The sequence below is a fragment of the Laribacter hongkongensis DSM 14985 genome, assembly GCF_000423285.1.
Lineage (GTDB): Bacteria > Pseudomonadota > Gammaproteobacteria > Burkholderiales > Aquaspirillaceae > Laribacter > Laribacter hongkongensis.
In genome coordinates this window covers 189762-212811 of the sequence record NZ_AUHR01000007.1, presented here as the reverse complement: position 1 = coordinate 212811, position 23050 = coordinate 189762, and the positions used below count along the sequence as shown (strand labels likewise).

Annotated in this window: 27 protein-coding genes; 21 read left to right on the top strand and 6 right to left on the bottom strand. The window is 63.2% G+C overall.

All coding sequences use genetic code 11. From position 1 onward, the window contains the following. The first annotated feature begins 101 nt into the window (after positions 1-101). From G542_RS0109285 to waaA, 5 genes are all read left to right on the top strand, one after another. Complete coding sequence (locus G542_RS0109285) at positions 102-755, top strand: protein-L-isoaspartate O-methyltransferase family protein (protein WP_027823957.1); 654 nt, start codon at positions 102-104, stop codon at positions 753-755. Further along, positions 755-1078, top strand: a complete 324-nt coding sequence (locus G542_RS0109280; protein ID WP_027823956.1) for a rhodanese-like domain-containing protein — start codon at positions 755-757, stop codon at positions 1076-1078. The genes G542_RS0109285 and G542_RS0109280 overlap by 1 nt, the downstream gene beginning before the upstream one ends. Before the next feature lie 122 nt (positions 1079-1200). Further along, positions 1201-1890 carry a uracil-DNA glycosylase gene (ung, locus tag G542_RS0109275; RefSeq protein ID WP_027823955.1) on the top strand — a complete coding sequence of 230 codons (690 nt, stop codon included), beginning with the start codon at positions 1201-1203 and terminating at the stop codon, positions 1888-1890. Positions 1891-2500: 610 nt separating this feature from the next. Then, positions 2501-3457, top strand: a complete 957-nt coding sequence (waaC, locus tag G542_RS0109270) for a lipopolysaccharide heptosyltransferase I (protein WP_012695505.1) — start codon at positions 2501-2503, stop codon at positions 3455-3457. Continuing rightward, positions 3454-4701 (top strand): lipid IV(A) 3-deoxy-D-manno-octulosonic acid transferase, encoded by a 1248-nt coding sequence (waaA, locus tag G542_RS0109265; protein ID WP_012695506.1) that lies wholly within the window; start codon positions 3454-3456, stop codon positions 4699-4701. The genes waaC and waaA overlap by 4 nt, the downstream gene beginning before the upstream one ends. Positions 4702-5440: 739 nt before the next feature. Here the strand turns inward: waaA and G542_RS16445 are convergent. After that, positions 5441-6271, bottom strand: a complete 831-nt coding sequence (locus G542_RS16445; RefSeq protein ID WP_034985403.1) for a bifunctional hydroxymethylpyrimidine kinase/phosphomethylpyrimidine kinase — start codon at positions 6269-6271, stop codon at positions 5441-5443. A 231-nt stretch (positions 6272-6502) separates the two neighbouring features. On the opposite strand from G542_RS16445, the gene G542_RS0109255 reads away from it, so the two are divergent. Both G542_RS0109255 and hemL read left to right on the top strand, forming a co-directional pair. Beyond that, positions 6503-6919 carry a CopD family protein gene (locus tag G542_RS0109255; RefSeq protein ID WP_027823953.1) on the top strand — a complete coding sequence of 139 codons (417 nt, stop codon included), beginning with the start codon at positions 6503-6505 and terminating at the stop codon, positions 6917-6919. A 109-nt stretch (positions 6920-7028) separates the two neighbouring features. Beyond that, positions 7029-8306: a glutamate-1-semialdehyde 2,1-aminomutase gene (gene hemL / locus G542_RS0109250; RefSeq protein WP_027823952.1), complete on the top strand. Its 1278-nt coding sequence runs from the start codon at positions 7029-7031 to the stop codon at positions 8304-8306. 67 nt (positions 8307-8373) lie between these two features. Here hemL and G542_RS0109245 read toward each other — a convergent pair whose 3' ends face one another. Genes G542_RS0109245 through lptM form a run of 3 tightly spaced genes read right to left on the bottom strand, consistent with a single transcriptional unit; the run spans position 8374 to position 10269 of the window. Beyond that, positions 8374-8871, bottom strand: coding sequence for a GNAT family N-acetyltransferase (locus G542_RS0109245; RefSeq protein WP_012695511.1), 498 nt, complete (start codon positions 8869-8871; stop codon positions 8374-8376). Beyond that, complete coding sequence (lysA, locus tag G542_RS0109240; RefSeq protein ID WP_012695512.1) at positions 8849-10102, bottom strand: diaminopimelate decarboxylase; 1254 nt, start codon at positions 10100-10102, stop codon at positions 8849-8851. The genes G542_RS0109245 and lysA overlap by 23 nt, the downstream gene beginning before the upstream one ends. Then, entirely contained in the window at positions 10099-10269 is a 171-nt protein-coding gene (gene lptM, locus G542_RS18510) for an LPS translocon maturation chaperone LptM (RefSeq protein WP_012695513.1), read from the bottom strand. Before lptM ends, lysA begins: the two co-directional genes overlap by 4 nt. A gap of 97 nt (positions 10270-10366) precedes the next feature. On the opposite strand from lptM, the gene cyaY reads away from it, so the two are divergent. From cyaY to G542_RS0109195, 8 genes are all read left to right on the top strand, one after another. Continuing rightward, entirely contained in the window at positions 10367-10675 is a 309-nt protein-coding gene (cyaY, locus tag G542_RS0109230; RefSeq protein WP_027823951.1) for an iron donor protein CyaY, read from the top strand. Further along, positions 10672-11079, top strand: coding sequence for a YqaA family protein (locus G542_RS0109225; protein WP_027823950.1), 408 nt, complete (start codon positions 10672-10674; stop codon positions 11077-11079). Before cyaY ends, G542_RS0109225 begins: the two co-directional genes overlap by 4 nt. 32 nt (positions 11080-11111) lie before the next feature. Next, complete coding sequence (rsmA, locus tag G542_RS0109220; RefSeq protein WP_012695516.1) at positions 11112-11900, top strand: 16S rRNA (adenine(1518)-N(6)/adenine(1519)-N(6))-dimethyltransferase RsmA; 789 nt, start codon at positions 11112-11114, stop codon at positions 11898-11900. A gap of 135 nt (positions 11901-12035) precedes the next feature. Then, positions 12036-12773: an amino acid ABC transporter ATP-binding protein gene (locus G542_RS0109215; protein ID WP_012695517.1), complete on the top strand. Its 738-nt coding sequence runs from the start codon at positions 12036-12038 to the stop codon at positions 12771-12773. 141 nt (positions 12774-12914) lie between these two features. Continuing rightward, positions 12915-13811 carry a transporter substrate-binding domain-containing protein gene (locus G542_RS0109210; RefSeq protein WP_012695518.1) on the top strand — a complete coding sequence of 299 codons (897 nt, stop codon included), beginning with the start codon at positions 12915-12917 and terminating at the stop codon, positions 13809-13811. A gap of 94 nt (positions 13812-13905) precedes the next feature. Continuing rightward, a complete protein-coding gene (locus tag G542_RS0109205; protein ID WP_012695519.1) occupies positions 13906-14652 on the top strand; it encodes an amino acid ABC transporter permease in 747 nt (248 codons plus the stop codon). A gap of 11 nt (positions 14653-14663) precedes the next feature. Then, positions 14664-15311 carry an amino acid ABC transporter permease gene (locus tag G542_RS0109200; RefSeq protein ID WP_227460212.1) on the top strand — a complete coding sequence of 216 codons (648 nt, stop codon included), beginning with the start codon at positions 14664-14666 and terminating at the stop codon, positions 15309-15311. An 11-nt stretch (positions 15312-15322) separates the two neighbouring features. Further along, positions 15323-16051 carry an amino acid ABC transporter ATP-binding protein gene (locus tag G542_RS0109195; protein WP_012695521.1) on the top strand — a complete coding sequence of 243 codons (729 nt, stop codon included), beginning with the start codon at positions 15323-15325 and terminating at the stop codon, positions 16049-16051. 511 nt (positions 16052-16562) lie between these two features. Here the strand turns inward: G542_RS0109195 and thpR are convergent. Continuing rightward, positions 16563-17111: an RNA 2',3'-cyclic phosphodiesterase gene (gene thpR, locus G542_RS17515; RefSeq protein ID WP_051189989.1), complete on the bottom strand. Its 549-nt coding sequence runs from the start codon at positions 17109-17111 to the stop codon at positions 16563-16565. A 184-nt stretch (positions 17112-17295) separates the two neighbouring features. Then, positions 17296-18339, bottom strand: a complete 1044-nt coding sequence (locus G542_RS0109185; RefSeq protein ID WP_027823948.1) for a type IV pilus twitching motility protein PilT — start codon at positions 18337-18339, stop codon at positions 17296-17298. Between the two features lie 141 nt (positions 18340-18480). Between G542_RS0109185 and G542_RS0109180 the strand changes: the two genes are divergently transcribed. From G542_RS0109180 to aroG, 6 genes are all read left to right on the top strand, one after another. After that, on the top strand, positions 18481-19182 hold the full coding sequence (locus G542_RS0109180; protein ID WP_012695524.1) for a YggS family pyridoxal phosphate-dependent enzyme: 702 nt from the start codon (positions 18481-18483) through the stop codon (positions 19180-19182). Positions 19183-19209: 27 nt separating this feature from the next. Beyond that, entirely contained in the window at positions 19210-20016 is an 807-nt protein-coding gene (gene proC / locus G542_RS0109175) for a pyrroline-5-carboxylate reductase (RefSeq protein WP_027823947.1), read from the top strand. Between the two features lie 5 nt (positions 20017-20021). Continuing rightward, the gene (locus G542_RS0109170) at positions 20022-20603 is read left to right on the top strand and encodes a YggT family protein (RefSeq protein WP_012695526.1); all 582 of its coding nucleotides are present in this window, start codon (positions 20022-20024) and stop codon (positions 20601-20603) included. A gap of 148 nt (positions 20604-20751) precedes the next feature. After that, entirely contained in the window at positions 20752-21057 is a 306-nt protein-coding gene (locus G542_RS0109165; RefSeq protein ID WP_012695527.1) for a c-type cytochrome, read from the top strand. A 255-nt stretch (positions 21058-21312) separates the two neighbouring features. Next, positions 21313-21729 (top strand): RNA polymerase-binding protein DksA, encoded by a 417-nt coding sequence (dksA, locus tag G542_RS0109160; protein WP_012695528.1) that lies wholly within the window; start codon positions 21313-21315, stop codon positions 21727-21729. 144 nt (positions 21730-21873) lie between these two features. Beyond that, a complete protein-coding gene (gene aroG, locus G542_RS0109155) occupies positions 21874-22944 on the top strand; it encodes a 3-deoxy-7-phosphoheptulonate synthase AroG (RefSeq protein WP_012695529.1) in 1071 nt (356 codons plus the stop codon). The last annotated feature ends 106 nt before the right edge of the window (positions 22945-23050 follow it).

Here is a 23050-nt window from a genome sequence, read left to right as displayed (position 1 = left end):
GATGGGCGTAGATGCAGTGCTGTGGAATAATCGCCACCAGCCCTTTTTCCCGATCAGCATGACCGGGAAAGCCCTCATTCTTTGCCTAGCCGGAGCCGAACATGGATTTCGAAAACGCCCGTTTCAACATGATCGAACAGCAGATCCGCCCCTGGGATGTCCTGGACCCCCGTGTGCTGGACTGCCTGTTTGCAGCCAAGCGCGAAGAGTTCGTTCCCGCTGACAGCCGCCTGCTGGCCTTTGCCGACCTGGAGCTGCCGCTGCCCACCGGCGGACACATGCTGGCTCCACGGGTAGAAGCCCGGCTGTTGCAGGCGCTGGATGTCCAGCCGGACGATGCCGCCCTTGAAATCGGTACCGGCAGCGGCTATCTGACCGCCCTGCTGGCCAACATGGCCCGTCATGTGTATTCGGTCGACCTGTCGGCACAGGCCAGCGAAATCGCCGCCGCCAGCCTGGCCCGTAACGGTGTCCGGAATGTCACGTTGTCGGTCGGCAACGGCATTGACGGCGACAGCAAGCACGCACCTTTCAACGTCATCGTACTGGGCGGATCGGTGCCGGAAATGCCGGAACAGCTGAAAACCCAGCTGGCCCCCGGTGGACGGCTGGTCGCTGTCGTCGGCGAAGCACCGGCCATGCAAGCAGTCCTGGTCACCCGGGGCGAAGGCGACAACTTCCGCGAAGAAGTGTTGTTTGAAACCGTGGTGGAACCGCTGGCACAGGTCAAGGTACCCAGCCGTTTCGTGTTTTGATGCGTACTGTCAGCATACGTGAACTGGCCGACTGGCTGGCAGATGCCGGCCGGCCGGCACCCTGCCTGGTGGATATCCGCGAGCCCTGGGAGACCGCCTTGGCCTGTCTGCCGGGCTGTGTGACCTTGCCGATGGCCGAGTTGCCAATCCGGCAGGCCGAGCTGCCTGATGACCAGCCGATTGTTGTGATCTGCCATCACGGTGTGCGCAGTCATTACGCGGCCCTGTGGCTCGAAGAAGCCGGATTCGGCGATGTTGCAAGCCTTCAGGGCGGACTGGATGCCTGGTCGGCCGAAATCGATCCTGACCTGCCCCGTTATTGAACATTCAGGTTATCCACACCAGCAAAGCCTTCCCGTCGGGAAGGCTTTTTGTTTTTCCCTAGACGAAGCAGGGACTTGCCCGGACAATGCGGACTTATCCACAAACAATCCCCTGCCGAAACATGTCGCTTTCCTGCCTGGCCCCGACCCTGAATCTCGTACATCCAGACTGGCAACCCCACTTGTCCACAGCCTTGCTGGCACATCTGGACCACCGGCTTTCTGCCAGGCTGGAAAGCGGCGAAACAGTCTATCCCCCCAACCCGGACATCCTGCGTGCGCTGTACGACACCGGACCGGCTGACGTGAAAGTCGTCATCCTTGGGCAGGATCCTTACCACGGAGCCGGAGAAGCCTGCGGGCTGGCCTTTGCCGTACGGCGCGGTATCCGCATCCCGCCGTCCCTGCGCAACATCTACCGGGAACTCGAGGATTCACTGGACATTTCGCTACCTGCGCATGGTGACCTGTCTGCCTGGTCACGTCAGGGCGTATTGCTCCTGAATACCGTCCTGACAGTAGCGGCAGACCAGGCAGCCAGTCATCGTTCACTGGGATGGCAGAACCTGACCGACCAGTTGGTCCAGGCCGTATCGTCGGCTCCCGGTGCACGGGTTTTCCTGCTGTGGGGCAAGGATGCTCATGCCAAGCGACATCTGGTTGATGACCGGCGGCATCTGGTGTTGTGCGCTCCCCATCCTTCTCCCTTGTCTGCCTGGCGCGGTTTTCTGGGCTGTGGACATTTCCGGCAAGCCAATGACTGGTTGGCTGAACAAGGACGATTGCCGGTGAACTGGGATCTGGAAGAGTAAGCGGCAAATTTGTAGTATACAAATATATCTTTGTTTTATAACGGTTTTTATATTCTTTTTTTGAGCTCCTGTTTTGTTGAGCGTTTGTCTGACTATGTGATTGCTCTGTTCTTGTTCTTATAGTTAAAAATTAAAGAAATGGATGATTAAACAGTTTTCTGTGGATAACATCGGATTTCCTTTTGTAAACAGGGAGTCAGTTCGCTGGTAACACTGGGTGTCCATCACGGTTTGTCCGTATACAGCTTGTGGATAAATATCAGGCTTGCCGGTTTTGCACGGTTATCCACAGTGTTCGTTCTGGAAGACTGTTCTGTCCAGTGGAAAACTGGATTTTGGCATTTGTGCTCATCTGAATTTCTTTTCTGTTTATAAGTAATATGAAGATATGGATATAGAATTGAAAATCTGTTGATAACTCACTATTGATTAATAAAAACAGTATATTGCATTGATGTTATCCTGTGTGTGTGGATAACTTTCATGCAACAGCAAGTTGTGGATAAATCTGCAAGTGTCTCCGGATGACACTTTATTCACAGGGCGTTCCTGTGCAGTTGTCCGGATTGTCCACAAGCCGAATACGGATGGCCCCGATACAATGCGGACCATGAGCCGACTTTTGCTGATCCGTACCTCGTCCATGGGTGATCTGGTACACACCCTGCCTGCCGTGACTGATCTGTCACGTCGTTTTCCTGCGCTGGCCATCGACTGGCTGGCCGAGGAAAGCTTTGTGGATATCGCTGCCTTGCATCCGGCTGTGGATAACGTGATTCCGCTGGCGTGGCGCCGCTGGCGCCGCCAGTTGTGGTCTCCGGCAACCTGGCGCGGACTGGGAGCATTGCGCCACACGTTGCGGCAGACGCATTACGATCTGGTGCTGGACAGTCAGGGCCTGTTGAAAAGCGTGCTGTTTGCCCGCTGGGTACCGGATACACCGTTGGCCGGCTATGACCGCAGCAGCATCCGCGAGCCGCTGGCCAGCCTGTTTTACGACAAGACCTATTCCGTCAGCCGGTCCCTGTCGGCGGTGACCCGCAACCGCCTGCTGTTCGGCCAGGCATTTGGTTACCAGCCTGACCTGGACCAGTGCGATTTCGGTGTGCCGGCACCGGCGCCGGGGGATTTGCCCACAGGCCAGGCGGTCTTGCTGACCGCGACTTCGCGCGACAGCAAGCTGTGGCCGGAAACACACTGGATGGTGCTGGCCGACCGGCTTCATGCAGAGCGTGGCTGGCCGGTCATGCTGCCGTGGGGCAATCCGGCCGAACGGGCCCGGGCCGAGCGGATTGCTGCCGGCCGCCCGTTTGCCCGGGTAGCACCCCGCCTGACGCTGAAGCAGGCCGCAGCCTTGTTGGGCAATGCCGTGGCGGTCGTCGGCGTCGATACCGGGCTGACCCATCTGGCCAATGCGCTGCCGGTACCGCTGGTGGCCATCTATACCGATACCGATCCGCAACTGACCGGCGTGATTCCCACGCCCCGGGCGCGCAATCTCGGCGGCATCGGCCAGTGTCCGGACGTGGATGCCGTCTGGCAGGCCTTGCAGGAGTGCATGGCATGACGCTGGCGCGGCGCGCCTACGGCTGGCTGGTACGTGCGTTGTTGCCGCTGGCACGGGTTTACCTGCGCCGGCGCGGACGGCGGCAGCCTGCGTATCTGGAACACTGGGACGAGCGCTTTGCCACAGCGCCGCTGGCCGTGCCACCGGACGCCATCTGGCTGCATGCCGTTTCGGTGGGCGAAACCCGTGCTGCGGCGCCGCTGGTCGCCGCCCTGCGGGCCCGGTTTCCGCAGTTGCCGCTGGTGATCACCCAGATGACGCCGACCGGGCGCGAGACGGCCCGGCAGCTGTTTCCGGATGCCTGCGTGCGCTACCTGCCCTATGACAGCGAAGGCAATGCCCGCCGGTTTGTCGAGCAGCTGCGCCCGCGCTTTGGCGTGCTGATGGAAACCGAACTGTGGCCCAACCTGATCCGGGCCTGCCACGAGGCCGGCGTACCGCTGTTTCTGGCCAATGCCCGGCTGTCCGGGCGTTCAGCGCGCGGTTATGCCCGGATCCGGCCCCTGATTGCTCCGGCGCTGGCGGAGCTTGCCGGAATAGCCGCCCAGACTGAAGACGATGCCCGGCGCCTGACGGCTCTCGGGGCCCGTCAGGTCGCCGTGCTGGGCAATACCAAGTTTGATGTCAGCCCGCCGGCCGACAGCGTGACGCTGGCACAGCAGTTCCGGAGCTGGCTGGGCGACGGGCCGGTGACGGTGCTGGCCAGTACCCGCGAAGGCGAGGAAGCCCTGCTGCTGGATGCCCTGCCGGCGGATTTTCCTGCCCGCATCGTACTGGTGCCCCGGCATCCGCAGCGTTTTGACGAAGTGGCGGCCCTGCTGGAGCAGCGTGGCATCCCTTATGCCCGTCGCAGCCAGGCAACGGCCGTGGCGGCGGAGGTACGGGTCTGGCTCGGCGATTCGATGGGCGAGCTGTTTGCTTATTACCGGCTGGCGACGCTGGCATTCGTTGGCGGCAGCCTGTTGCCGCTGGGCGGGCAGAATCCGATTGAGCCGGCCAGCGTCGGCTGTCCGGTGCTGATGGGACCATCGGATTTCAATTTTTCCGCCATCGTGCAGGCGGCACGCGAGCAAGGTGCCTTGCTGACCGTCAGCGATGCGGCAGACTGCTGGCAGCAGGCGGCCTTGCTGCTGCATGACGAAACCCGTCTCCGGTGCATGGGACAGGCCGGGCAGGCGTTTGCTGCCGGGTTTGGCGGCGCCAGCGAACGGATTGCCGACTGGCTGGTGGCGGCGTTGCCCTGAATCCGGGGCGGGTCAGCGCGTCATCTGCTGCCGGCCGGCTGGTGCAGTCTGGATCCGGATCGGTCTGCAAAACGGGGCGGCGCATAGTCCGGTCAGTCTGGCATGGGTCTGGACCGGATTCCGTGTGCAGGCGGTCATCGTGTGTAACGGATGCTGTCCAGAGAAAACCTGCACGGCGGAGGGTCGGGTGGTCCGGTGTGCTGGCGAGCGCGGGCAAGGCTTGCCGGTGGTGATGGCATGGTTGCGATCCTGGCTTTTTGCATGGCAGGTCTGCTCCGCTGGCACAGGGTGATTCCGGCTCCCGAATCCCGCTTGACCGTGGTTTTTACATGGCGAAGATGCCGTGTGATGTACGCAGTTCGCCGACGATTCATGGTGAATGGTGTCAGCAGGGTTGCGTGTGCGGGGACGGAGTGTGCTTCTGTCTGTGGAACAAGGTGGCCGGCAAGGATGCTGAAACGGCCGGAAAACCGTGTTGCGGTGAGCGAATCCAGCATGCTGCGTAATGACGGTCTGGCCGGTCTGCGATGTGCAGACGACATGCCCGGCATGATTTTTCAACCGGCAAACAGGCTCGGGCCGGACAGGCTTGCAGCCTTGGTCGGCCCAGGACTGACGGCAACGCAGGTTGGCGATGTTGGCGGCTCTTGGAGCAGCCAACAAAACCGCAGGTGAGGACTGGCAAGTTCCTGATCAGGCATGCCCGGTCCATAGAGAAAGCAGGTTCTGTTAGCGACTCTTAATCTGCCGGTGCGGATTCGCCTTCCGGCGGCGCCGGCAGGCGCCACGGCGTACAGGCGCCCATGCCGGGCCGGTAGGCGGCTGCGAGGGCGTAGCGGGCGTAGTGGCCGGCCTGGTACACCGCCTCTTCCAGTGGCGTGCCGTGGGCGATCTGGGCCGTCAGTGCTGCGGCCAGCAGGTCGTCGCTGCCGCGGATGCGCTCGGGCGGACGCGGCCAGCTGTCACGGCGGACCAGTTTGCCGGCGTGATACAGGTGATGGATCACTTCGCGGGTGGCGGCCTGTTCGCCGGTGATCAGCAGGTCTTCTGCACCGAGTGATGCCAGCTGGCTGCTCCAGCGGGTCAGGCGGGCTTCGAGGTCCAGTGGAGCACTTTCCTCCTCCTGTACCAGATGGCGGGCCACGAAGGGCGACACGATGAGGAGGTCGCTGCGCGGCAGCAGCAGGTCGGTCAGCGCACCCAGCAGGTCGTCTTCGTGCTCTTCTTCCTCCGCCAGCAGCACGGGCGCCAGTACCAGAGGCAGGTCCGGGTAGTCGGACAGGATTTCGGCCAGTACGCTGACGGTTTCGGCACGCGCCAGTCCGGCGATGCTCATGGCGGCGACCGGCATGTCTTCCAGGATGGCGCGGATGCGGGCGTCCACCTGTTCGGCATCGGCTGCTTCGGCTTCGAATACCTGTTCCGAGTCGGCCTCCAGATACGCCGTAGCCACGCCGGTGACATGGCAGCCGTGTACCGCCAGGGTCTGGGTGTCAGCCAGCAGGCCGGTCATGCCGGCTGGATCCAGCGCGTTGAGGGCGAGAACGACGGGAATGGCGGCTTCGGTCACGGTGAGCAGGGTGGGAAAGGATGATGTTCCGATTCTACCCCGTCGGCCGGGTTTGCCTGCAAAACCTGTGCGGATGGTCGGTGCCATCCTGATGCCAGATCAATAGGCGTGCATGAGCAGGTGGCCGGCAGCGGCCGCATTCAGGCATCATCGGTCACCTTGTCTGTCTCGTTTTCCGGATGGCCGTTTCACGTGAAACGGTATCCCGGGTTCAACCGGATTCCTGATTGCATGAGTTATCTCGTCGTCAAATCATTGCATCTCTTTTTTGTGGTGGCCTGGTTTGCCGGGCTGTTCTATCTGCCGCGGCTTTACGTCAACCTTGCCATGAGCGAAACCCCGGCCGAGCGCGAGCGCCTGCTGCTGATGTCCGGCAAGCTGTACTGTTTCATGACACCGCTGGCCGGGCTGGCGCTGCTGCTGGGGCTGTGGCTGTGGTTCGGCTTCGGTATTTCCGGTGGCTGGCTGCATGCCAAGCTGCTGCTGGTGGCCGGGCTGGTGGGATACCACTTCTGGTGCCGGAAGCTGCTGGCCGACTTTGCTGCCGGGCGCAACCGGCGCTCGCACCGCTGGTTCCGGGTATTCAACGAGGCACCGGTACTGGTCTTGCTGGCGGTGATCCTGCTGGTGATCGTCAAACCGTTCTGATCCCGTGCAGCCGGTGCCGGTATGACCGGCCATCCGGCCGGGACCCGCAGAACGCAACAGGATGTGTCCGGCCGGCAGGTCCGGCCGCGGTTTTTGAAGGAGTGTGAAGATGGATCGCAATCAACAGCTGTTTGAACGTGCCAAGCACGTGATTCCCGGAGGCGTGAACTCGCCGGTGCGCGCGTTCGGCTCGGTCGGTGGTTCGCCGCGCTTTATCAAGCGGGCGCAAGGCGCCTACATGTGGGATGCCGACGACCGCCGGCTGATCGACTACATCGGCTCGTGGGGTCCGATGATTCTCGGTCATGCCCATCCGGCCGTGGTCGAGGCCGTGCAGCAGGCGGCCGTGCATGGCCTGTCGTTCGGTACGCCGACCGAAGCGGAAATCGGGATTGCCGAAGAAATCTGCAAGCTGATGCCGTCGATCGAGCGGGTGCGCCTGGTGTCGTCCGGCACCGAAGCCACCATGAGCGCCATCCGGCTGGCGCGCGGCTTTACCGGTCGCGATGCCATCATCAAGTTTGAAGGCTGCTACCACGGCCATTCCGACAGCCTGCTGGTCAAGGCCGGCTCCGGTCTGCTGACGTTCGGCAACCCGAGCTCGGCCGGCGTGCCGGAAGACTTCACCCGCCATACGCTGGTGCTGGAGTACAACAACGTCGAGCAGCTGGAGCGCACGTTTGCCGAAATCGGCGAGCGCATCGCCTGCGTCATTCTGGAGCCGGTAGCCGGCAACATGAACCTGATCCGTCCGTCGGCCGCCTTCGTGCAGGCCCTGCGCACCCTGACGCAGCAGCACGGCAGCGTGCTGATCTACGACGAAGTGATGACCGGTTTCCGCGTGGCACTGGGCGGTGCGCAGTCGCTGCACGGCATCCAGCCGGACCTGACCACGCTGGGCAAGGTGGTCGGCGGCGGCATGCCGATCGGCGCCTTTGGCGGCCGGGCCGACATCATGAACTGCATTGCCCCGCTGGGCAGCGTCTACCAGGCCGGTACCCTGTCGGGCAATCCGGTGGCGGTGGCAGCCGGTCTGGCCACGCTGCGGCTGATCCAGCAGCCGGGCTTTTACGATGCGCTGGCGGCCCGGACCGCCCGGCTCGTCGACGGCATGGTGGCTGCGGCCAGGGAGGCCGGTATCCCGTTCTCCGGCGACTGCGTGGGCGGCATGTTCGGCCTTTATTTTGCCGCTGACGTACCGACCTCCTATGCCGAAGTCACTGCCTCCGACCGGGCGCGCTTCAATGCCTTCTTCCACGCCATGCTGGAAGCCGGCGTCTATCTGGCACCGAGTGCCTACGAGGCCGGTTTCGTGTCGGCTGCGCATACCGACGCCGACATCGATGCCACGGTCGATGCTGCCCGTCAGGCCTTTGCCCGCATCTGAGCCCAGCAGGCGCAAGCAAAACGGCACCGGAATCCCGGTGCCGTTTTTTATGGCTGGCCATCTGCTGTCAGAGCGGTTTTTCCATCATCAGGTACGCCTGGCCGCCCAGGCTCGACAGGTCAAAGCCGGCGCTGTCGTACAACGCGCGCGCCACATGGTTGTCCGGCCGGACTTCCAGTGTCACCTTGCAGGCGCCGCGCCGGCGGGCTTCGGCGGCCACGCCGTCCAGCAGCAACCGGCCGATGCCGCGGCCGCGGGCGGCCGGCAGGATGGCCAGATCGTGCAGGTTGACGGTCGGCTGTGCCTTGAAGGTCGACAGGCCCAGTACGCAGACCGCCACGCCCACGGGCTGGCCGTCTGCCTCGGCCAGCAGGGCAAAGGCGGTCGGATGACGGGCCAGCTGTCCGGGCAGCGCCTGGCGGACTTCGGCGGTGAGGCCGGTGCCACCGCCCATCGGGTCCCGGGCATAGGCGTCGATCAGGCCGGCCACCGTCCGGCCGTCGGCCGGCTGTTGCAGGTCGGCCAGGCGCACGGTCACGCCGTCAGTCAAGCAGGTCGATTTCATTGGCGATCAGCTGTTCGAAGGTTTCGCGGGCGCGTACCAGCCGGACGTGCCGGCCGTTGACCAGCACTTCGGCGGCGCGTGGCCGGGTGTTGTAGTTGGAGCTCATGGTCGAGCCGTAGGCGCCGGACGACATGACGGCGATCAGGTCGCCCTCGCGCAGCGCCAGCGCGCGGTCCTTGCCGAGGAAGTCGCTCGATTCGCAGATCGGGCCGACCACGTCGTAGAGGGCGGGCAGCAGTTCGGCATCATGCTGGGTGACCGGGCGGATATCGTGGAATGCCTGGTAGTAGGACGGGCGCATCAGGTCGTTCATGGCGGCGTCGACCACGGCGAAATGCTTGCCGTCGCCTTCCTTGAGGTATTCGACGCGGGTCAGCAGCACGCCGGCGTTGCCGACCAGCGAGCGGCCCGGTTCCATCAGCAGGGCCAGATCGCGTCCGGCAAGGCGCTCGCGGATGGCATCGGCGTATTGCTGCAGGTCCGGCGGTGTTTCGTCGGCGTAGCGGATGCCCAGTCCGCCGCCGATGTCGACGTGGCGCAGGCGGATGCCGTCTTCACTCAGTTGATCGACCAGCACCAGCAGGCGGTCGAGGGCGTCGATCAACGGAGTGGAGTCGGTCAGCTGGCTGCCGATGTGGCAGTCGATGCCGATCACGTCGAGATTCGGCAGCTCGGCCGCGCGGCGGTAGCTCTGGCGGGCGATGTCGTAGGCAATGCCGAACTTGTTGTTCTTGAGGCCGGTGGAGATGTAGGGGTGGGTCCGGGCATCGACGTTGGGGTTGATGCGCAGGCTGACCGGCGCCCGCTTGCCCAGTTCGCGGGCAACAGTGTCAAGCCGCTCAAGTTCGTTGACTGATTCGACATTGAAGCAGTGGATGCCGATTTCCAGTGCCCGGCGCATTTCGGCGGCACTTTTGCCGACTCCGGAAAAGACGATCTTGCCGGCTTCGCCGCCGGCTGCCAGCACGCGTTCGATCTCGCCGATCGACACGGTGTCAAAGCCGGCGCCCAGACTGGCGAAATGGCGGATCACGCTCAGGTTGGAGTTGGCCTTGAGGGCGTAGCACACGAGGTGCGGCATGCCGGCAAAGGCGTTGCTGTAGGCCGAGTAGGCCTGGGTCAGCGCCGACTCGGCGTACACGTAGCAAGGGGTGCCGTATTGCTCGGCAATGCGGGCAAGCGGGATGTCTTCGACGCAGAGTTCGCGGTTCTGGTAGTGGAAAGCGTTCACGGGGCAGTCCTGTTGTCGGGCGTGGCAGCCGGCCGGGCCGGTGCCTGGGGAGCGGGATGGGTGGTCTTGGCAGCCGGAGCCGGTGTCTGGGGCAGGTAGAGGTCACCCTTGAACCCGCAGCCGGCGACGAGGGCGGTCAGGAACAGGGCAAGCAAGCGACGGGACATGGGTTCATTCCAGCCTTGTGGCAAAATCGGGATGTTACCTGACAACCTATCCATGCGCGCAGCATCGCCCGCCGGTGTTGTGCCGGTGCCCATCTCCATGAATGACCGTGATTTTCTGCTGGCCAGCCAGACCGTGCTGGACACCGTGCGCGATGCCTTTGACGACAGCGGACTGGGCGATGCCCTGCTGACGGGCAACGTGCTGACACTTGAATTCGACGATGGCAGCCAGATCATCGTCAACCGCCACGAAGCCAGCCAGGAAGTCTGGGTGGCGGCCCGGGCCGGCGGATTCCATTTCCGCCAGCAGGACGGTGTCTGGCGTGATACCCGCGACCAGGCCGAGCTGATGGAGCGGCTGGCCGGGCTGATCAGCGGTCAGGCCGGCGAGCGGTTTTCGTTTTGATCGACATCCCGGCTGACTGGGGACTGGCCGGGCTGACGCTGTCGGCCTTCCTGTCGGCCACCTTGCTGCCCGGCGGTTCGGAACTGGTGTTGCTGGGCCTGCTGGCGCTGCATCCGGACGAAGCCTGGCCGGCAGTGTGGCTGGCGACGCTCGGCAATACGCTGGGCGGTCTCACCAGTGTCTGGCTGGGACGCCGGCTGCCGCGCAAGGAGCTGTCGTCGCGCGCGCTGGTGTGGCTGGAACGCTGGGGCTGCTGGGCCCTGCTGTTGTCGTGGGTGCCGTTGATCGGCGATGCGCTCTGTGTGGCCGCCGGCTGGCTCAGACTGCCATGGTGGCCGGTGGTGCCGGCCTTGCTGGTGGGCAAGTGGCTGCGCTACGTCGTGATTGCCCTGCCCTTTTTCTGAGGGCAGGCCGAGTTTTTGCTGAAAGATTTCGCATGTCCCGTCATATTCCGAAAAAACGCTTCGGGCAGAACTTCCTGCAGGATGCGTTCATCATTCATTCCATCGTGGCCGCCGTCGATGCGCGGCCGGGCGACGTGGTGGTCGAGATCGGTCCCGGTCTGGGCGCCCTGACCCGCCCCCTGTTGCGGGCGCTGCCACAGTTGCATGTGGTGGAAATCGACCGTGACATCATTGCCAGGCTGGCCGCCGAGTTTCCGCCCGAGCGGCTGGTCATCCACGAGGGCGATGCGCTGGCGTTTGATTTTGGCGCACTGGCACACGAGCAGCCGCTGAAGCTGGTCGGCAACCTGCCCTATAACATTTCCACCCCCCTGTTGTTCCATCTGGCCACCTATGCTGACCGGGTGACCGACATGCATTTCATGCTGCAAAAGGAAGTGGTGGACCGCATGGTGGCTGATCCGGGCTGTGCCGATTACGGCCGGCTGACGGTGATGCTGCAATACCGGTTTGCCATGGAGCGGCTGATCGACGTACCGCCGGAATCGTTTGATCCGCCGCCCAAGGTGGATTCAGCCGTGGTGCGCATGATTCCGCACGCGGAGCTGCCCTGGCCGGCTGATGACGAGGAGAACCTGTCGGCGCTGGTGGCGCAGGCTTTTGCCCAGCGGCGCAAGACGCTGCGCAACAATCTGCGCGGCTGGCTGGATGATGACGATTTTGCTGCACTCGGCATTGATCCTCAGCGTCGCCCCGAAACCCTGACGCTGAGGGAGTTTGTGCTGCTTTCTAATCGGCATGGCGAAAAGGGCAGGCAATGACGCGGTTCTGGTAGTTGATTATCCTGTTTTAACGCTAGAGACATATTGCATTGGGAAGAACGGGGTCTTACACTCGGCCGAAAACTCTAAATACTCGAGGGGCATGAATGTCTGCCCCGCTACAAGGGAACTGCCGTGATTCGCTTTGTCGACGTCAACAAGTGGTACAACAAGGACTTTCACGTCCTGCGCGATATCAACCTGACGGTGTCGCAAGGCGAAGTGGTGGTGGTGTGCGGTCCGTCGGGCTCCGGCAAATCCACCCTGATCCGCTGCGTCAACCAGCTCGAACCGATCACCTCGGGCGAACTGTGGGTAGACGGCCACAATGTCGTTGATCCCAAAACCAACCTCAATGCCCTGCGCGCCGAGGTGGGGTTTGTTTTCCAGCACTTCAACCTGTATCCGCACCTGTCGGTGCTCGACAACATCACGCTGGCGCCGATGCAGGTACGCAAGATGAGCCGTGCCGATGCCTGCCGGCGTGCCCAGGAACTCCTGGAGCGCGTGGGGCTGGCGCACAAGCGCGATGCGTTTCCGAGCCAGCTCTCCGGTGGTCAGCAGCAGCGTGTGGCGATTGCCCGCGGGCTGGCGATGCAGCCCAAGGTGATGCTGTTTGACGAGCCGACCTCCGCGCTCGATCCGGAAATGATCGGCGAAGTCCTCAAGGTGATGAAGGATCTGGCCGAATCCGGCATGACCATGATGGTGGTCACGCACGAGATGGGATTTGCCCGCGAAGTGGCTGACCGTGTCATCTTCATCGACCAGGGTTCCATCCTCGAGGAGGCCGTGCCGGAAGAATTCTTCCGCAATCCGCAGCACGAGCGCGCGCAACAGTTCCTCAAGCAAGTATTGGCGCCCATGCACTGAACAAGACGCCGATATCCGGTTTTGGCCGTGGGCAGCACGCCCGCAGCCTGTGCGTACGGCATCGGGAGGGTCCCGATTGCCGGGTCTGTCCATGGGCAGGCGTTGAATTGACCCGACCAGAAAACAGTGGAGATTCCTATCATGCGTTTTGCATCCCGTTTGCTTGTCAGTGCCCTGGCAGCATCTGTTGTCGCAACTCCGGCCCTCGCTGCCGAACTGACCGGCACCCTGAAAAAAGTGCAGGAAAAGGGTGAGTTCGTCATCGGCCACCGTGAATCGTCGATTCCGTTCTCGTATCTGGATGCCAACCAGAAGCCGGTTGGCTACATGATGGACATCTGCAACCGCATCGCCGCCGAGGTCAAGAAAGAAGCCGGTGCCAAAGGTGCCGTGACCCGTCTGGTGCCGGTGACCTCGCAGACCCGCATTCCGCTGATGACCAACGGCACGGTCGACATCGAGTGCGGTTCGACCACCAACTCGCTGGAACGCCAGAAGCAGGTGGCCTTCAGTGTCACTCCGTACATCACCAGCATCCGCATGCTGGTGAAGGCTGATTCCGGCATCAAGTCGCTGTCCGACCTCGACGGCAAGCCGGTGGTTACCACGACCGGCACCACGTCCGACCGCTACATCAAGCAGCACGAAAAAGGCCAGAACCTCAACGTCAAGAACGTGTATGGCAAGGATCACGCCGATTCGTTCCTGATGGTGTCGACCGGCCGGGCTTCGGCCTTCGTGATGGATGACGTGCTGCTGGCCGGCCTGATCGCCAACTCCAAGAATCCCAAGGAATTTTCCATCGTTGGCGAAACCCTGTCGGTCGAACCGTACGGCGTGATGATGCGCAAGGACGACCCGCAGCTCAAGGCCGTGGTCGACCGCGTGATCGTCGGCATGATGAAGTCGGGCGAACTCGACAAGCTCTATACCAAGTGGTTCATGAGCCCGATCCCGCCGAAGAACATCAACCTCAACCTGCCGATGAGCCCCGAGCTCAAGGCCGCGATCAAGAACCCGACCGACAAGGGTATCTGACCGCAGAGCCGTAACACACCGCCCGGCGCCGATGGGCGCCGCAAGCGGCCCGGCGGGTGACGCACACCCGCCGGATATGCTGGAGTAATGAGGTATGAACCAATACCAGTGGAACTGGGGCGTCATTCTGCAAGGCGTGCCGGACACCGAAGAATTCTATTATCAGTGGCTGCTCTCGGGCCTGGGCTGGACCATTGCAACCGCCCTGTGCGCCTGGATCATCGCCCTAGTCATCGGCACGCTGGTCGGCGTCGGCCGCACCGTGCCCAACAAGGCCGTGTCCGGCCTGACGACGGCGTACGTGGAACTGTTCCGCAACGTGCCGCTGATCGTGCAGATGTTCCTGTGGTTTTTCGTGTTTCCCGAATTCCTGCCGGAGACCGCCAGCAACTGGGTCAAGCAAAGCATGCCGTTGCCGGAGTTTTCCACCGCAGTGATCGCGCTGGGCTTTTACACCTCGGCCCGGGTGGCCGAGCAGGTGCGTACCGGCATCCTGACCCTGTCGCGCGGACAGAAGAACGCCGGTCTGGCCCTCGGCCTGACGCTGGGACAGACCTACCGCTACGTGATGCTGCCCATGGCGTTCCGCATCATCGTGCCGCCGCTGACCAGCGAATTCATGAACATCTTCAAGAACTCGGCCGTGGCGCTGGCAATCGGCCTGACCGAACTCACTTTCCAGATGCGGCAGATGACCGGCGAATATGCGCCGGCCAACCCGATTGAAGTGATGACCTATACCAGCCTGCTGTACCTGATCGTGGCGTTCAGCGTGAACCGCATCATGGCGCTGGTGGAGAAAAAAGTGCAGGTACCGGGCTATATCGGGGGAGGCAAATGATGCAGTTCGACATGTCCGCCGTCACCGGTTCCTTCGACTTCCTGATGAAGGGCCTGCAATACTCGTTGCAGCTCACCCTGTTTGCCACCGCCATCGGCATCTTTTTCGGCACCCTGCTGGCCATGGCCCGCCTGTCATCGATCAAGCCGCTCAACCTGGCCGCCTCGACCTACGTCAACCTGTTCCGCTCGGTGCCGTTGCTGCTGGTGATCTTCTGGTTCTACATCCTCGTGCCGCTGGTGATGGGTATCGACGTCGGAGCCGAGAAGTCCGCCTACATCACCTTCGCCATCTTCGAGGCCGCCTACTTCTGCGAAATCATCCGTGCCGGCATCCAGTCGATTCCGCGCGGGCAGGTGTTTGCCGGCCAGGCCATGGGTTTCACCTACGGGCAGAACATGCGGTACGTGATCCTGCCGCAGGCGTTCCGCAACGTGGTACCGCTCCTGCTGACGCAGATCATCATCCTGTTCCAGGATACCTCTCTGGTGTATGTGGTCGGTGCCACCGACCTGCTCGGAGCCGCCAGCAAGGTGGCCAACCGTGACAACACCCTGGTCGAAATGTACGTGGCCGTGGCGGTCATCTACTTTGTTATCAGCTTCACCCTGTCGCGGCTCGTCAAGCGCCTGCACACCCGGATCGCCATCGTGCGCTGAGGATGTAAACCATGATCGAATTCAAGAACGTTTCCAAATGGTACGGTGACTTCCAGGTGCTGACCGACTGCACCACCCGGGTCAACAAGGGTGAAGTGGTCGTGGTCTGCGGCCCGTCCGGCTCCGGCAAGTCCACGCTGATCAAGTGCGTCAATGCCCTCGAACCCTTCCAGAAGGGCGAGATCATCGTTGACGGCATTTCGGTCGGCAATCCGAAAACCAACCTGCCCAAGCTGCGGGCCCGCGTCGGCATGGTGTTCCAGCACTTCGAACTGTTCCCGCACCTGTCGATTACCGCCAACCTGGCGCTGGCCCAGCAGAAGGTGCTCGGCCGCGGCAAGGACGAAGCCATGGACAAGGCCATGAAGCTCCTGGACCGCGTCGGCCTCAAGGCACACGCCCACAAGTTTCCGGGGCAGATGTCCGGCGGCCAGCAGCAGCGCGTTGCCATCGCCCGCGCACTGGCCATGGACCCGATCGCCATGCTGTTCGACGAACCGACTTCGGCGCTGGATCCGGAAATGGTCAACGAAGTACTGGACGTGATGACCGAGCTGGCCAAGGAAGGCATGACCATGATGTGCGTGACGCACGAAATGGGCTTTGCCCGCCGGGTGTCTGACCGGGTGATCTTCATGGACCGCGGCCATATCGTCGAGGACTGCACCAAGGATGAATTCTTCGGCAGCCCGCGTGGCGAGCGTGCCCAGCAGTTCCTGTCGAAGATCCTGGCGCACTGACGGCCACGGGCCGGTCCGGCCAGACGACACAAGCGGCGGAGTGTTCCGCCGCTTTTTTGTGCCTGCGTGAAAATGCACATGGGGCAATTGGCGGGCTTTGCAGCTGCTGGCGGCCTGCATCGTGCGCGGCAGTCATGGGGTCTCACGGCTGCATGGTCTGCCGGCAAGGATATGTCGGACGCAGTCCGGGAGTGGTTCGTGACGGTTTCTGGCGTGACCGGTCACGGGATTACAGGCTGCTCGGCTACTGCCCGTGTCCGTACCGGCATCCGCGGACCGGAGGCGATGTGGACGGTGTGCCGGCCTGGTGAGGCCGGCGATATTCCGCCTTTCTCATGGCTGATCCGGAACAGGGGACGCAAGTGTTCCTTGCGGCGAAAGTTTGCGGCGCCCTGGTGTGGCAGGAATCCGGCCGGTTGCCGCAGCCGTATCACCGGATGGCAGATTTGCCCGGGTTGGTGGGCTTCATTGACCGGCTTTGTCCCCGTGGCGTGTCTCCGGCAGGGGGCATTCAGCTCAGGGAGCCGTGGTGTGGCCAGTGCAACTCGCCTTCCAGCGTGTAACGCGGGCCGCGGGGAGTCAGGCGCGATGACAGCAGTTGCAGGCGCTCCAGAGGCCAGGGCAGTGGCGGCTCCAGTACGGCGGGGAGCAGTGGTATCTGCAGGCGGCGCAGGATAGTCAGGTGCGGTCGCCAGCGCCGTCGTTCCACGTGAAACCCGGCAAGGCGCAGCTGCCGGTGCAGGCACTGGACAGCTGCCACCAGCGGTTCGGGTACCTGCGAGGGAGCAAGCCAGCCGGCGTCCTTGCCAAAGCTGCCGGTCTGGTCCAGCTCCAGGCAGACGGCGGGCCAGTCAAGGCCAGCGGCCAGCGTCATCAGTTCGGTCCGGCGTCCGGCTGCGATTTGGCCCAGGAAAGCCAGGGTCAGGTGGTACTGGCCGGCTGGTGTGCAGCGTCCGCCCGTGGTGCGGGACAGTGGCTTCGCGATGGATTCCACGCAGGAAGCCAGTCCTGCCGGTAGGGGGACCGCGAAAAACAGGCGCAGGGGATGATTGGGAAGCATCGGGAACGGCGCGGGCAAGACCCGGGCGGAGTGGTAACAGGGGCAGGGTGCCGTCAGGCCGGCGCGCAGGCAAGCCGGTCGCGTCCTGCCCTGTTTGTTTGCAAAAGGGCTGGTACTTGGTTCGGTAGACGGGTGAAGGGTTCAGATCCAGCGCGATGGCCGGGGCTGCCCCGGCCTGCTGCCGTCAGGCAGCCAGTGCATCCTTGTCGACCGCGCGCATCCGGGCCTCGTCGGCGCTGACCAGGCCAGCGCCCACCAGCGCCTGCAATGCCTGGTCGAGCGTCTGCATGCCGGCCTGCTGGCTGGTCTGCATGACCGAATACATCTGGGCAATCTTGTTTTCGCGGATCAGGTTACGGATGGCCGGCGTACCCAGCATGATTTCATAGGCGGCCAGCCGGCCCTGTCCGTCGCGGCGCTTGAGCAGGGTTTGCGACACCACGGCGCGCAGGCTTTCTGACAGCATGGCGCGCACCATGTCCTTTTCGTCGCCGGGGAACACGTCGACGATGCGGTCGACGGTTTTGGTGGCCGAGCTGGTATGCAGAGTGCCGAATACCAGGTGGCCGGTTTCGGCAGCGGTCAGCGCCAGCCGGATGGTGTCGAGGTCGCGCAGTTCGCCGATCAGGATCACGTCCGGGTCTTCGCGCAGGGCGCTGCGCAGGGCGTGGGCAAAACTGCGGGTATGCGGGCCGACTTCGCGCTGGTTGATGAGGCTGCGGCGGCTGGTATGGACGAATTCGATCGGGTCTTCGATGGTCAGGATGTGGGCGGCCTGCCGCTCGTTGACGGCGTCGAGCATGGCCGCCAGCGTGGTGCTTTTGCCCGAGCCGGTCGGACCGGTCACCAGCACCAGCCCGCGGGGGCTGGCGACCAGTTCGTCGAGGATGGCCGGTGCGCCCAGTGATGCCAGCGTGGGAATCCGGTCGGGAATGGTGCGGAACACGGCGCCGGCGCCCCGGCTCTGCACGAACAGGTTGACCCGGAAGCGCGCCAAGCCGGGCAGCTCGAACGACAGGTCCAGCTCCAGCTGCTGCTCGTAATGGCTGCGCTGCGGCGCGCTCAGGATGGGGTACACCATGTCCTGCACGTCATCGTGCGACAGCGGGGGCAGGTTGATGCGGCGCATGTCACCATGCACGCGGATCATCGGCGGCAGCCCGGCCGACAGGTGCAGGTCGGATGCCTGCTGGTGGACGGTAAAGGCGAGCAGTTCGGCAATATCCATGCAAGGCTCCGGCATCGCTGGGGCAGCGGTGGTATGGGGACGACAGGAAGCAAACGGGCAGCGGACGGGTGCCGGCATGTCCCGGCGCCAACGGGCGTGATACCGTAGCGTAGTGTTCGCATCCCATTCCGATCCCAGATTATGACATTGTCCATTCAGGATGCGCTGGCAAGCGTGACCAGCCGGATCCGGGCCGCCGAAACGGCTGCCGCCCGTCCGTCCGGCAGTGTGCGTTTGCTGGCGGTCAGCAAGACTTTTCCGGCCGAAGCCGTACGCGAGGCTTATGCCTGCGGCCAGCGTGCCTTTGGTGAAAACTATGTGCAGGAGCTGGCCGGCAAGGCTGCGGCGCTGGCGGATCTGCCAGGGCTGGAGTGGCACTTCATCGGGCCGCTGCAAAGCAACAAGACGCGGTCTGTGGCAGAAACCGCGCACTGGGTCCATTCGGTCGAACGATTGAAGATTGCCGAGCGTCTGTCGGCCCAGCGTCCGGATCATCTGCCGCCCTTGCAGGTCTGCGTGCAGGTGAATGTGTCGGGTGAAGCCAGCAAGAGCGGTTGCACGCCGGCCGAGGCGCCGGCGCTGGCCCGGGCCGTGGCCAGGCTGCCGCGACTGGTGCTGCGCGGGCTGATGTGCATTCCGGACCCGGCGGCACCGGCTGAAGAGCTGGCCCGCCAGTTTGCCGGCCTGCAACAGATGCATGCCAGGCTCGAGGCTGACGGGCTGATGCTGGATACCCTGTCGATGGGCATGTCGGCTGATCTGGAAAGTGCCATTGCACACGGTTCGACCTGCGTGCGGGTGGGAACGGCAATTTTCGGCGCCCGGCATTATCCGGTCGCCTGATTCTGAACTGAGGAGGATAGGTTTGTGATGGATATCACCTTTATCGGCGGCGGCAACATGGCAACCGCCATCATCGGCGGCCTGTGCCGGCTGCCTGACACGCATATCCGGGTGGTGGAGCCCGGTGCCGACAAGCGGGCCATGCTGGCCGAGCGCTTTGGCGTGACGCCGCTGGAAGAGCCGCCGGCTGCATGGTCTGCTGACTGCATCGTGGTGCTGGCGGTCAAGCCGCAGCAGCTCAAGGCCGTATGCGCCACGCTGGCGCCCCGGTTGCAGGGCGCGCTGGTGGTGTCGATCGCTGCCGGTGTGGACGTGGCCACGCTGTCGCGCTGGCTGGGTGGCAGCGAGCGCATCGTGCGCGTCATGCCCAATACGCCGGCCATGATCGGAAAGGGCATGTCCGGCCTGTACGCCGCACCGGCTGTCAGCGAAAGCGACCGGCAGGCCGCCGAAGCCATCCTGCAGGCCGTGGGCCAGACACGCTGGGTGGCCACCGAGGCCGGCATTGATGACGTCATCGCTATTTCCGGCAGCGGGCCGGCCTACGTGTTCCATTTTGTCGAGGCACTGGAGGCCACTGGCCGCCAGCTCGGGTTTGACGAGGCTACCGCCCGTGAACTGGCGCTGGCCACCTTTGAAGGTGCCATCGAGCTGTTGCGCCAGAGTGGCGAGCCGGCCGGTGACCTCAAGCGCAAGGTGATGAGCAAGGGCGGCACGACGGAACGCGCCATCGCCAGCTTTGAGGCCGATGGCGTGGCCGAGGCCATCGTGCGCGGTGCGCTGGCCTGCCGTGCCCGTGCCGTGGAAATGTCCGAAGAATTCAGCCGGAGCTGATGCCCATGCTGATCGATACCCTGCGGTTCCTGGTCAAGACCCTGACCGACCTGTTCATCCTGGTATTGCTGCTGCGGTTTTACCTGCAGATTGCCGGTGCTTCGGTGCGCCATCCCTTGGTGGTGTTCATCAAGCGGGTCACGGACTTTGCCGTGCTGCCGGCCCGCAAGCTGCTGCGCCCGTGGCGTGGCTACGACACCGCCAGTCTGGGCTTGGCGTGGCTGACAGCCCTGCTGACGGTGGTGGTGATGTTGTTGCTCTCTCCCCTGCCCTACGGGCTCGGCAGCCCGCAAAACTGGCTGGTGATGGTGTTCCTGGCGGTGCTGGCCGTGTTCCGGGCGTCGGTATACCTGCTGATGGGTGCCCTGATCGTGCAGGCCATCATGTCGTGGGTAAATCCGTACAACCCGGTCACGCCTTTGCTGGAATTGCTGACCCGGCCGTTTTTGCGGCCGTTCCGCCGGCTGGTGGTCGCCAATGTCGACCTGTCACCGCTGGTGTTGCTGATCCTGTTGCAGGTAGTGCTGATGCTGCCGCTGGCGCTGGTCGAGCAGCTCCTGCTGGGCCAGTTGCGGTTCGGCATGTAACCCCCGTCCTGTTCCGCGCGCAGGCTGGCCTGATGCAGGGCTTGTGCGCGGAATTGGTGTTTTATCAAGGTCTGTCCGGGGGAATTGTCGTTATTATTATGCCCCGGGAATAACCCGTCCTGAACAAAGACATTTGGAGAACCACATCATGAACAAGTACGCGATCGCGCTGTCTGCCCTGGCCCTGCTGGCAACGGCCCCGGCCTTTGCCAACCAGCAACTGGCGCAGCAGAAGAACTGTATGTCCTGCCACGCCGTCGACAAGAAGATCGTCGGCCCGGCCTACAAGGACGTGGCAGCCAAGTACAAGAACGACCCCAAGGCCGAAGCCATGCTGGTGCAGAAGGTCATGAAGGGTGGTGCCGGCGTCTGGGGTCCGGTGCCGATGCCGGCCAACAACATCAGCGAAGCCGATGCCAAGACGCTGGTGAAGTGGGTGATGTCCCAGAAGTAATCCTGCCCGGGATGACCGCTGGTCCGGGGCGTACGCGCCCCGGTTTGCCAACCACGGCACAGCCCTTGCTGCATCGGGCAGTGCTGACTATACACAGGCGATGACAGCAATAGTGGAGCGTGCCTGCCACGGGTCCGGCGTCCGCCAGTCGAGTGATTTGCCGGCCTTCCTGCAATTCCTTGCCTGTCGCGGTTGCTGAAACCGGCCCGTACCGGTAATCTGCCCGCCGTTTTTCCATCTCGCCGGGATATCACCATGGCCAAGCTGACCGAACAGGACATTCTCAACTGGAACGGCGACGAGAGCGACTACATGAACGCCGACCAGCTTGAGTTTTTCCGTGAGCGTCTGCTGCAAATGCAGCAGGAACTGCTCAACAATGCCGACGCGACGACCAATCACCTGCAAGAGCAGGAAGCCACGCCGGATCCGGCTGACCGTGCCACGCTGGAAGAGGAATACGCGCTTGAGCTGCGTACGCGCGACCGCGAGCGCAAGCTGCTGCTCAAGATCCAGTCCACCCTGCGCAAGATCGAGGACGGTTCATACGGTTTCTGTGAAGATACCGGCGAGCCCATCGGCCTCAAGCGCCTGCTGGCTCGGCCGACTGCCTCCCTGTCGGTGGAAGCGCAGGAACGCCGCGAACGGCTGAAAAAACAGTTCGCCGACTGAGTTTCACGGCATTTTGTGCCTTGTGACGCCGCCCTCCCGGGCGGCGTTGGCGTTTTATGACCGCTGCAACCAGGCTGACGTTTGCATCGACCGGGCATTCGGGCTAGATTGGACCCCTCGCTAAACTGTCAGACACGCCCTGCCATGCACCGCCAAACCGATGACGTCCGAATCCGGGAGATTACCGAACTCCTGCCCCCGATTGCCCACCTGTACGAACTGCCGAGTTCGCCGCCGGCAGCCGAACTGATCTACGGTACCCGGCACGAAATTGCCGACCTGCTGCATGGCAAGGATGACCGTCTGCTGGTCGTGGTGGGTCCCTGTTCGATCCACGATACCAAGGCGGCCCTCGAATACGCTGACCGTCTGTTGCCGATGCGGCAGAAGTATCAGGATTCGCTCGTGATCGTCATGCGTGTCTATTTCGAAAAACCACGCACGACCGTGGGCTGGAAGGGGCTGATCAACGACCCTGACCTGAACGAAACCTACAACATCAACAAGGGCCTGCGCGTGGCCCGCCGTCTGCTGTCCGAACTGAACGACCGCGGCATGCCGGCCGCAACCGAATTCCTCGACATGATCACGCCGCAGTACTACGCCGACCTGATCAGCTGGGGAGCAATCGGTGCCCGGACGACCGAGTCGCAGGTACACCGCGAGCTGGCTTCCGGCCTGTCGTGCCCGGTGGGCTTCAAGAATGGTACCGACGGCAACCTGCGCATCGCGATTGACGCCATCCGGGCCGCTGGTGTGCCGCACCATTTCCTGTCCGTGACCAAAACCGGCCATTCGGCCATCGTCGTGACCGGTGGTAACCCGGACTGTCATGTCATCCTGCGGGGCGGCAAGGAACCCAACTATTCGGCCGAACACGTCAAGGCCGCCGCCGCCGAGCTGGGCGCGCTCGGGCTGGGACAAAAGGTGATGGTGGACTTCAGCCATGCCAATAGCCGCAAGGATTACCGGCGCCAGATGGAGGTCTGCGAAGACGTGGCCGGCCAGATTGCCGGTGGCGACGAGCACATTTTCGGCGTGATGGTGGAGTCGCATCTGGTCGAAGGCCGGCAGGATCTCAAGCCGGGCTGCGAGCCCTGCTATGGGCAGAGCATTACCGACGCCTGCATTGGCTGGGACGACACCGAACGCCTGCTGGCGACACTGTCTGCCGCCGTGCTGACCCGCCGGCAGCAAAAAGGCTCCGCTGCCTGAGCAGAGATTCCGTGCTGTGGATGCCAACCGGCCCATTCGGGCCGGTTTTTGTTTGGCTGTCCGGTCTGGCCTGCTTGTGGATAACTCCGGGATAACTTCGATGCAG

Bases quoted from the DNA above. Each gene is read 5' to 3' on its own strand.
- proC (WP_027823947.1), top strand. From the start codon at position 19,210: ATGGATATCACCTTTATCGGCGGCGGCAACATGGCAACCGCCATCATC.
- G542_RS0109170 (WP_012695526.1), top strand. From the start codon at position 20,022: ATGCTGATCGATACCCTGCGGTTCCTGGTCAAGACCCTGACCGACCTG.
- G542_RS0109165 (WP_012695527.1), top strand. From the start codon at position 20,752: ATGAACAAGTACGCGATCGCGCTGTCTGCCCTGGCCCTGCTGGCAACG.
- G542_RS0109285 (WP_027823957.1), top strand. From the start codon at position 102: ATGGATTTCGAAAACGCCCGTTTCAACATGATCGAACAGCAGATCCGC.
- cyaY (WP_027823951.1), top strand. From the start codon at position 10,367: ATGAATGACCGTGATTTTCTGCTGGCCAGCCAGACCGTGCTGGACACC.
- G542_RS0109205 (WP_012695519.1), top strand. From the start codon at position 13,906: ATGAACCAATACCAGTGGAACTGGGGCGTCATTCTGCAAGGCGTGCCG.
- G542_RS0109210 (WP_012695518.1), top strand. From the start codon at position 12,915: ATGCGTTTTGCATCCCGTTTGCTTGTCAGTGCCCTGGCAGCATCTGTT.
- G542_RS0109180 (WP_012695524.1), top strand. From the start codon at position 18,481: ATGACATTGTCCATTCAGGATGCGCTGGCAAGCGTGACCAGCCGGATC.
- hemL (WP_027823952.1), top strand. From the start codon at position 7,029: ATGGATCGCAATCAACAGCTGTTTGAACGTGCCAAGCACGTGATTCCC.
- G542_RS0109255 (WP_027823953.1), top strand. From the start codon at position 6,503: ATGAGTTATCTCGTCGTCAAATCATTGCATCTCTTTTTTGTGGTGGCC.
- G542_RS0109245 (WP_012695511.1), bottom strand. From the start codon at position 8,871: ATGAAATCGACCTGCTTGACTGACGGCGTGACCGTGCGCCTGGCCGAC.
- G542_RS0109280 (WP_027823956.1), top strand. From the start codon at position 755: ATGCGTACTGTCAGCATACGTGAACTGGCCGACTGGCTGGCAGATGCC.
- dksA (WP_012695528.1), top strand. From the start codon at position 21,313: ATGGCCAAGCTGACCGAACAGGACATTCTCAACTGGAACGGCGACGAG.
- G542_RS0109195 (WP_012695521.1), top strand. From the start codon at position 15,323: ATGATCGAATTCAAGAACGTTTCCAAATGGTACGGTGACTTCCAGGTG.
- lptM (WP_012695513.1), bottom strand. From the start codon at position 10,269: ATGTCCCGTCGCTTGCTTGCCCTGTTCCTGACCGCCCTCGTCGCCGGC.
- G542_RS0109200 (WP_227460212.1), top strand. From the start codon at position 14,664: ATGTCCGCCGTCACCGGTTCCTTCGACTTCCTGATGAAGGGCCTGCAA.
- waaA (WP_012695506.1), top strand. From the start codon at position 3,454: ATGACGCTGGCGCGGCGCGCCTACGGCTGGCTGGTACGTGCGTTGTTG.
- aroG (WP_012695529.1), top strand. From the start codon at position 21,874: ATGCACCGCCAAACCGATGACGTCCGAATCCGGGAGATTACCGAACTC.
- ung (WP_027823955.1), top strand. From the start codon at position 1,201: ATGTCGCTTTCCTGCCTGGCCCCGACCCTGAATCTCGTACATCCAGAC.
- rsmA (WP_012695516.1), top strand. From the start codon at position 11,112: ATGTCCCGTCATATTCCGAAAAAACGCTTCGGGCAGAACTTCCTGCAG.
- waaC (WP_012695505.1), top strand. From the start codon at position 2,501: ATGAGCCGACTTTTGCTGATCCGTACCTCGTCCATGGGTGATCTGGTA.
- G542_RS0109185 (WP_027823948.1), bottom strand. From the start codon at position 18,339: ATGGATATTGCCGAACTGCTCGCCTTTACCGTCCACCAGCAGGCATCC.
- thpR (WP_051189989.1), bottom strand. From the start codon at position 17,111: ATGCTTCCCAATCATCCCCTGCGCCTGTTTTTCGCGGTCCCCCTACCG.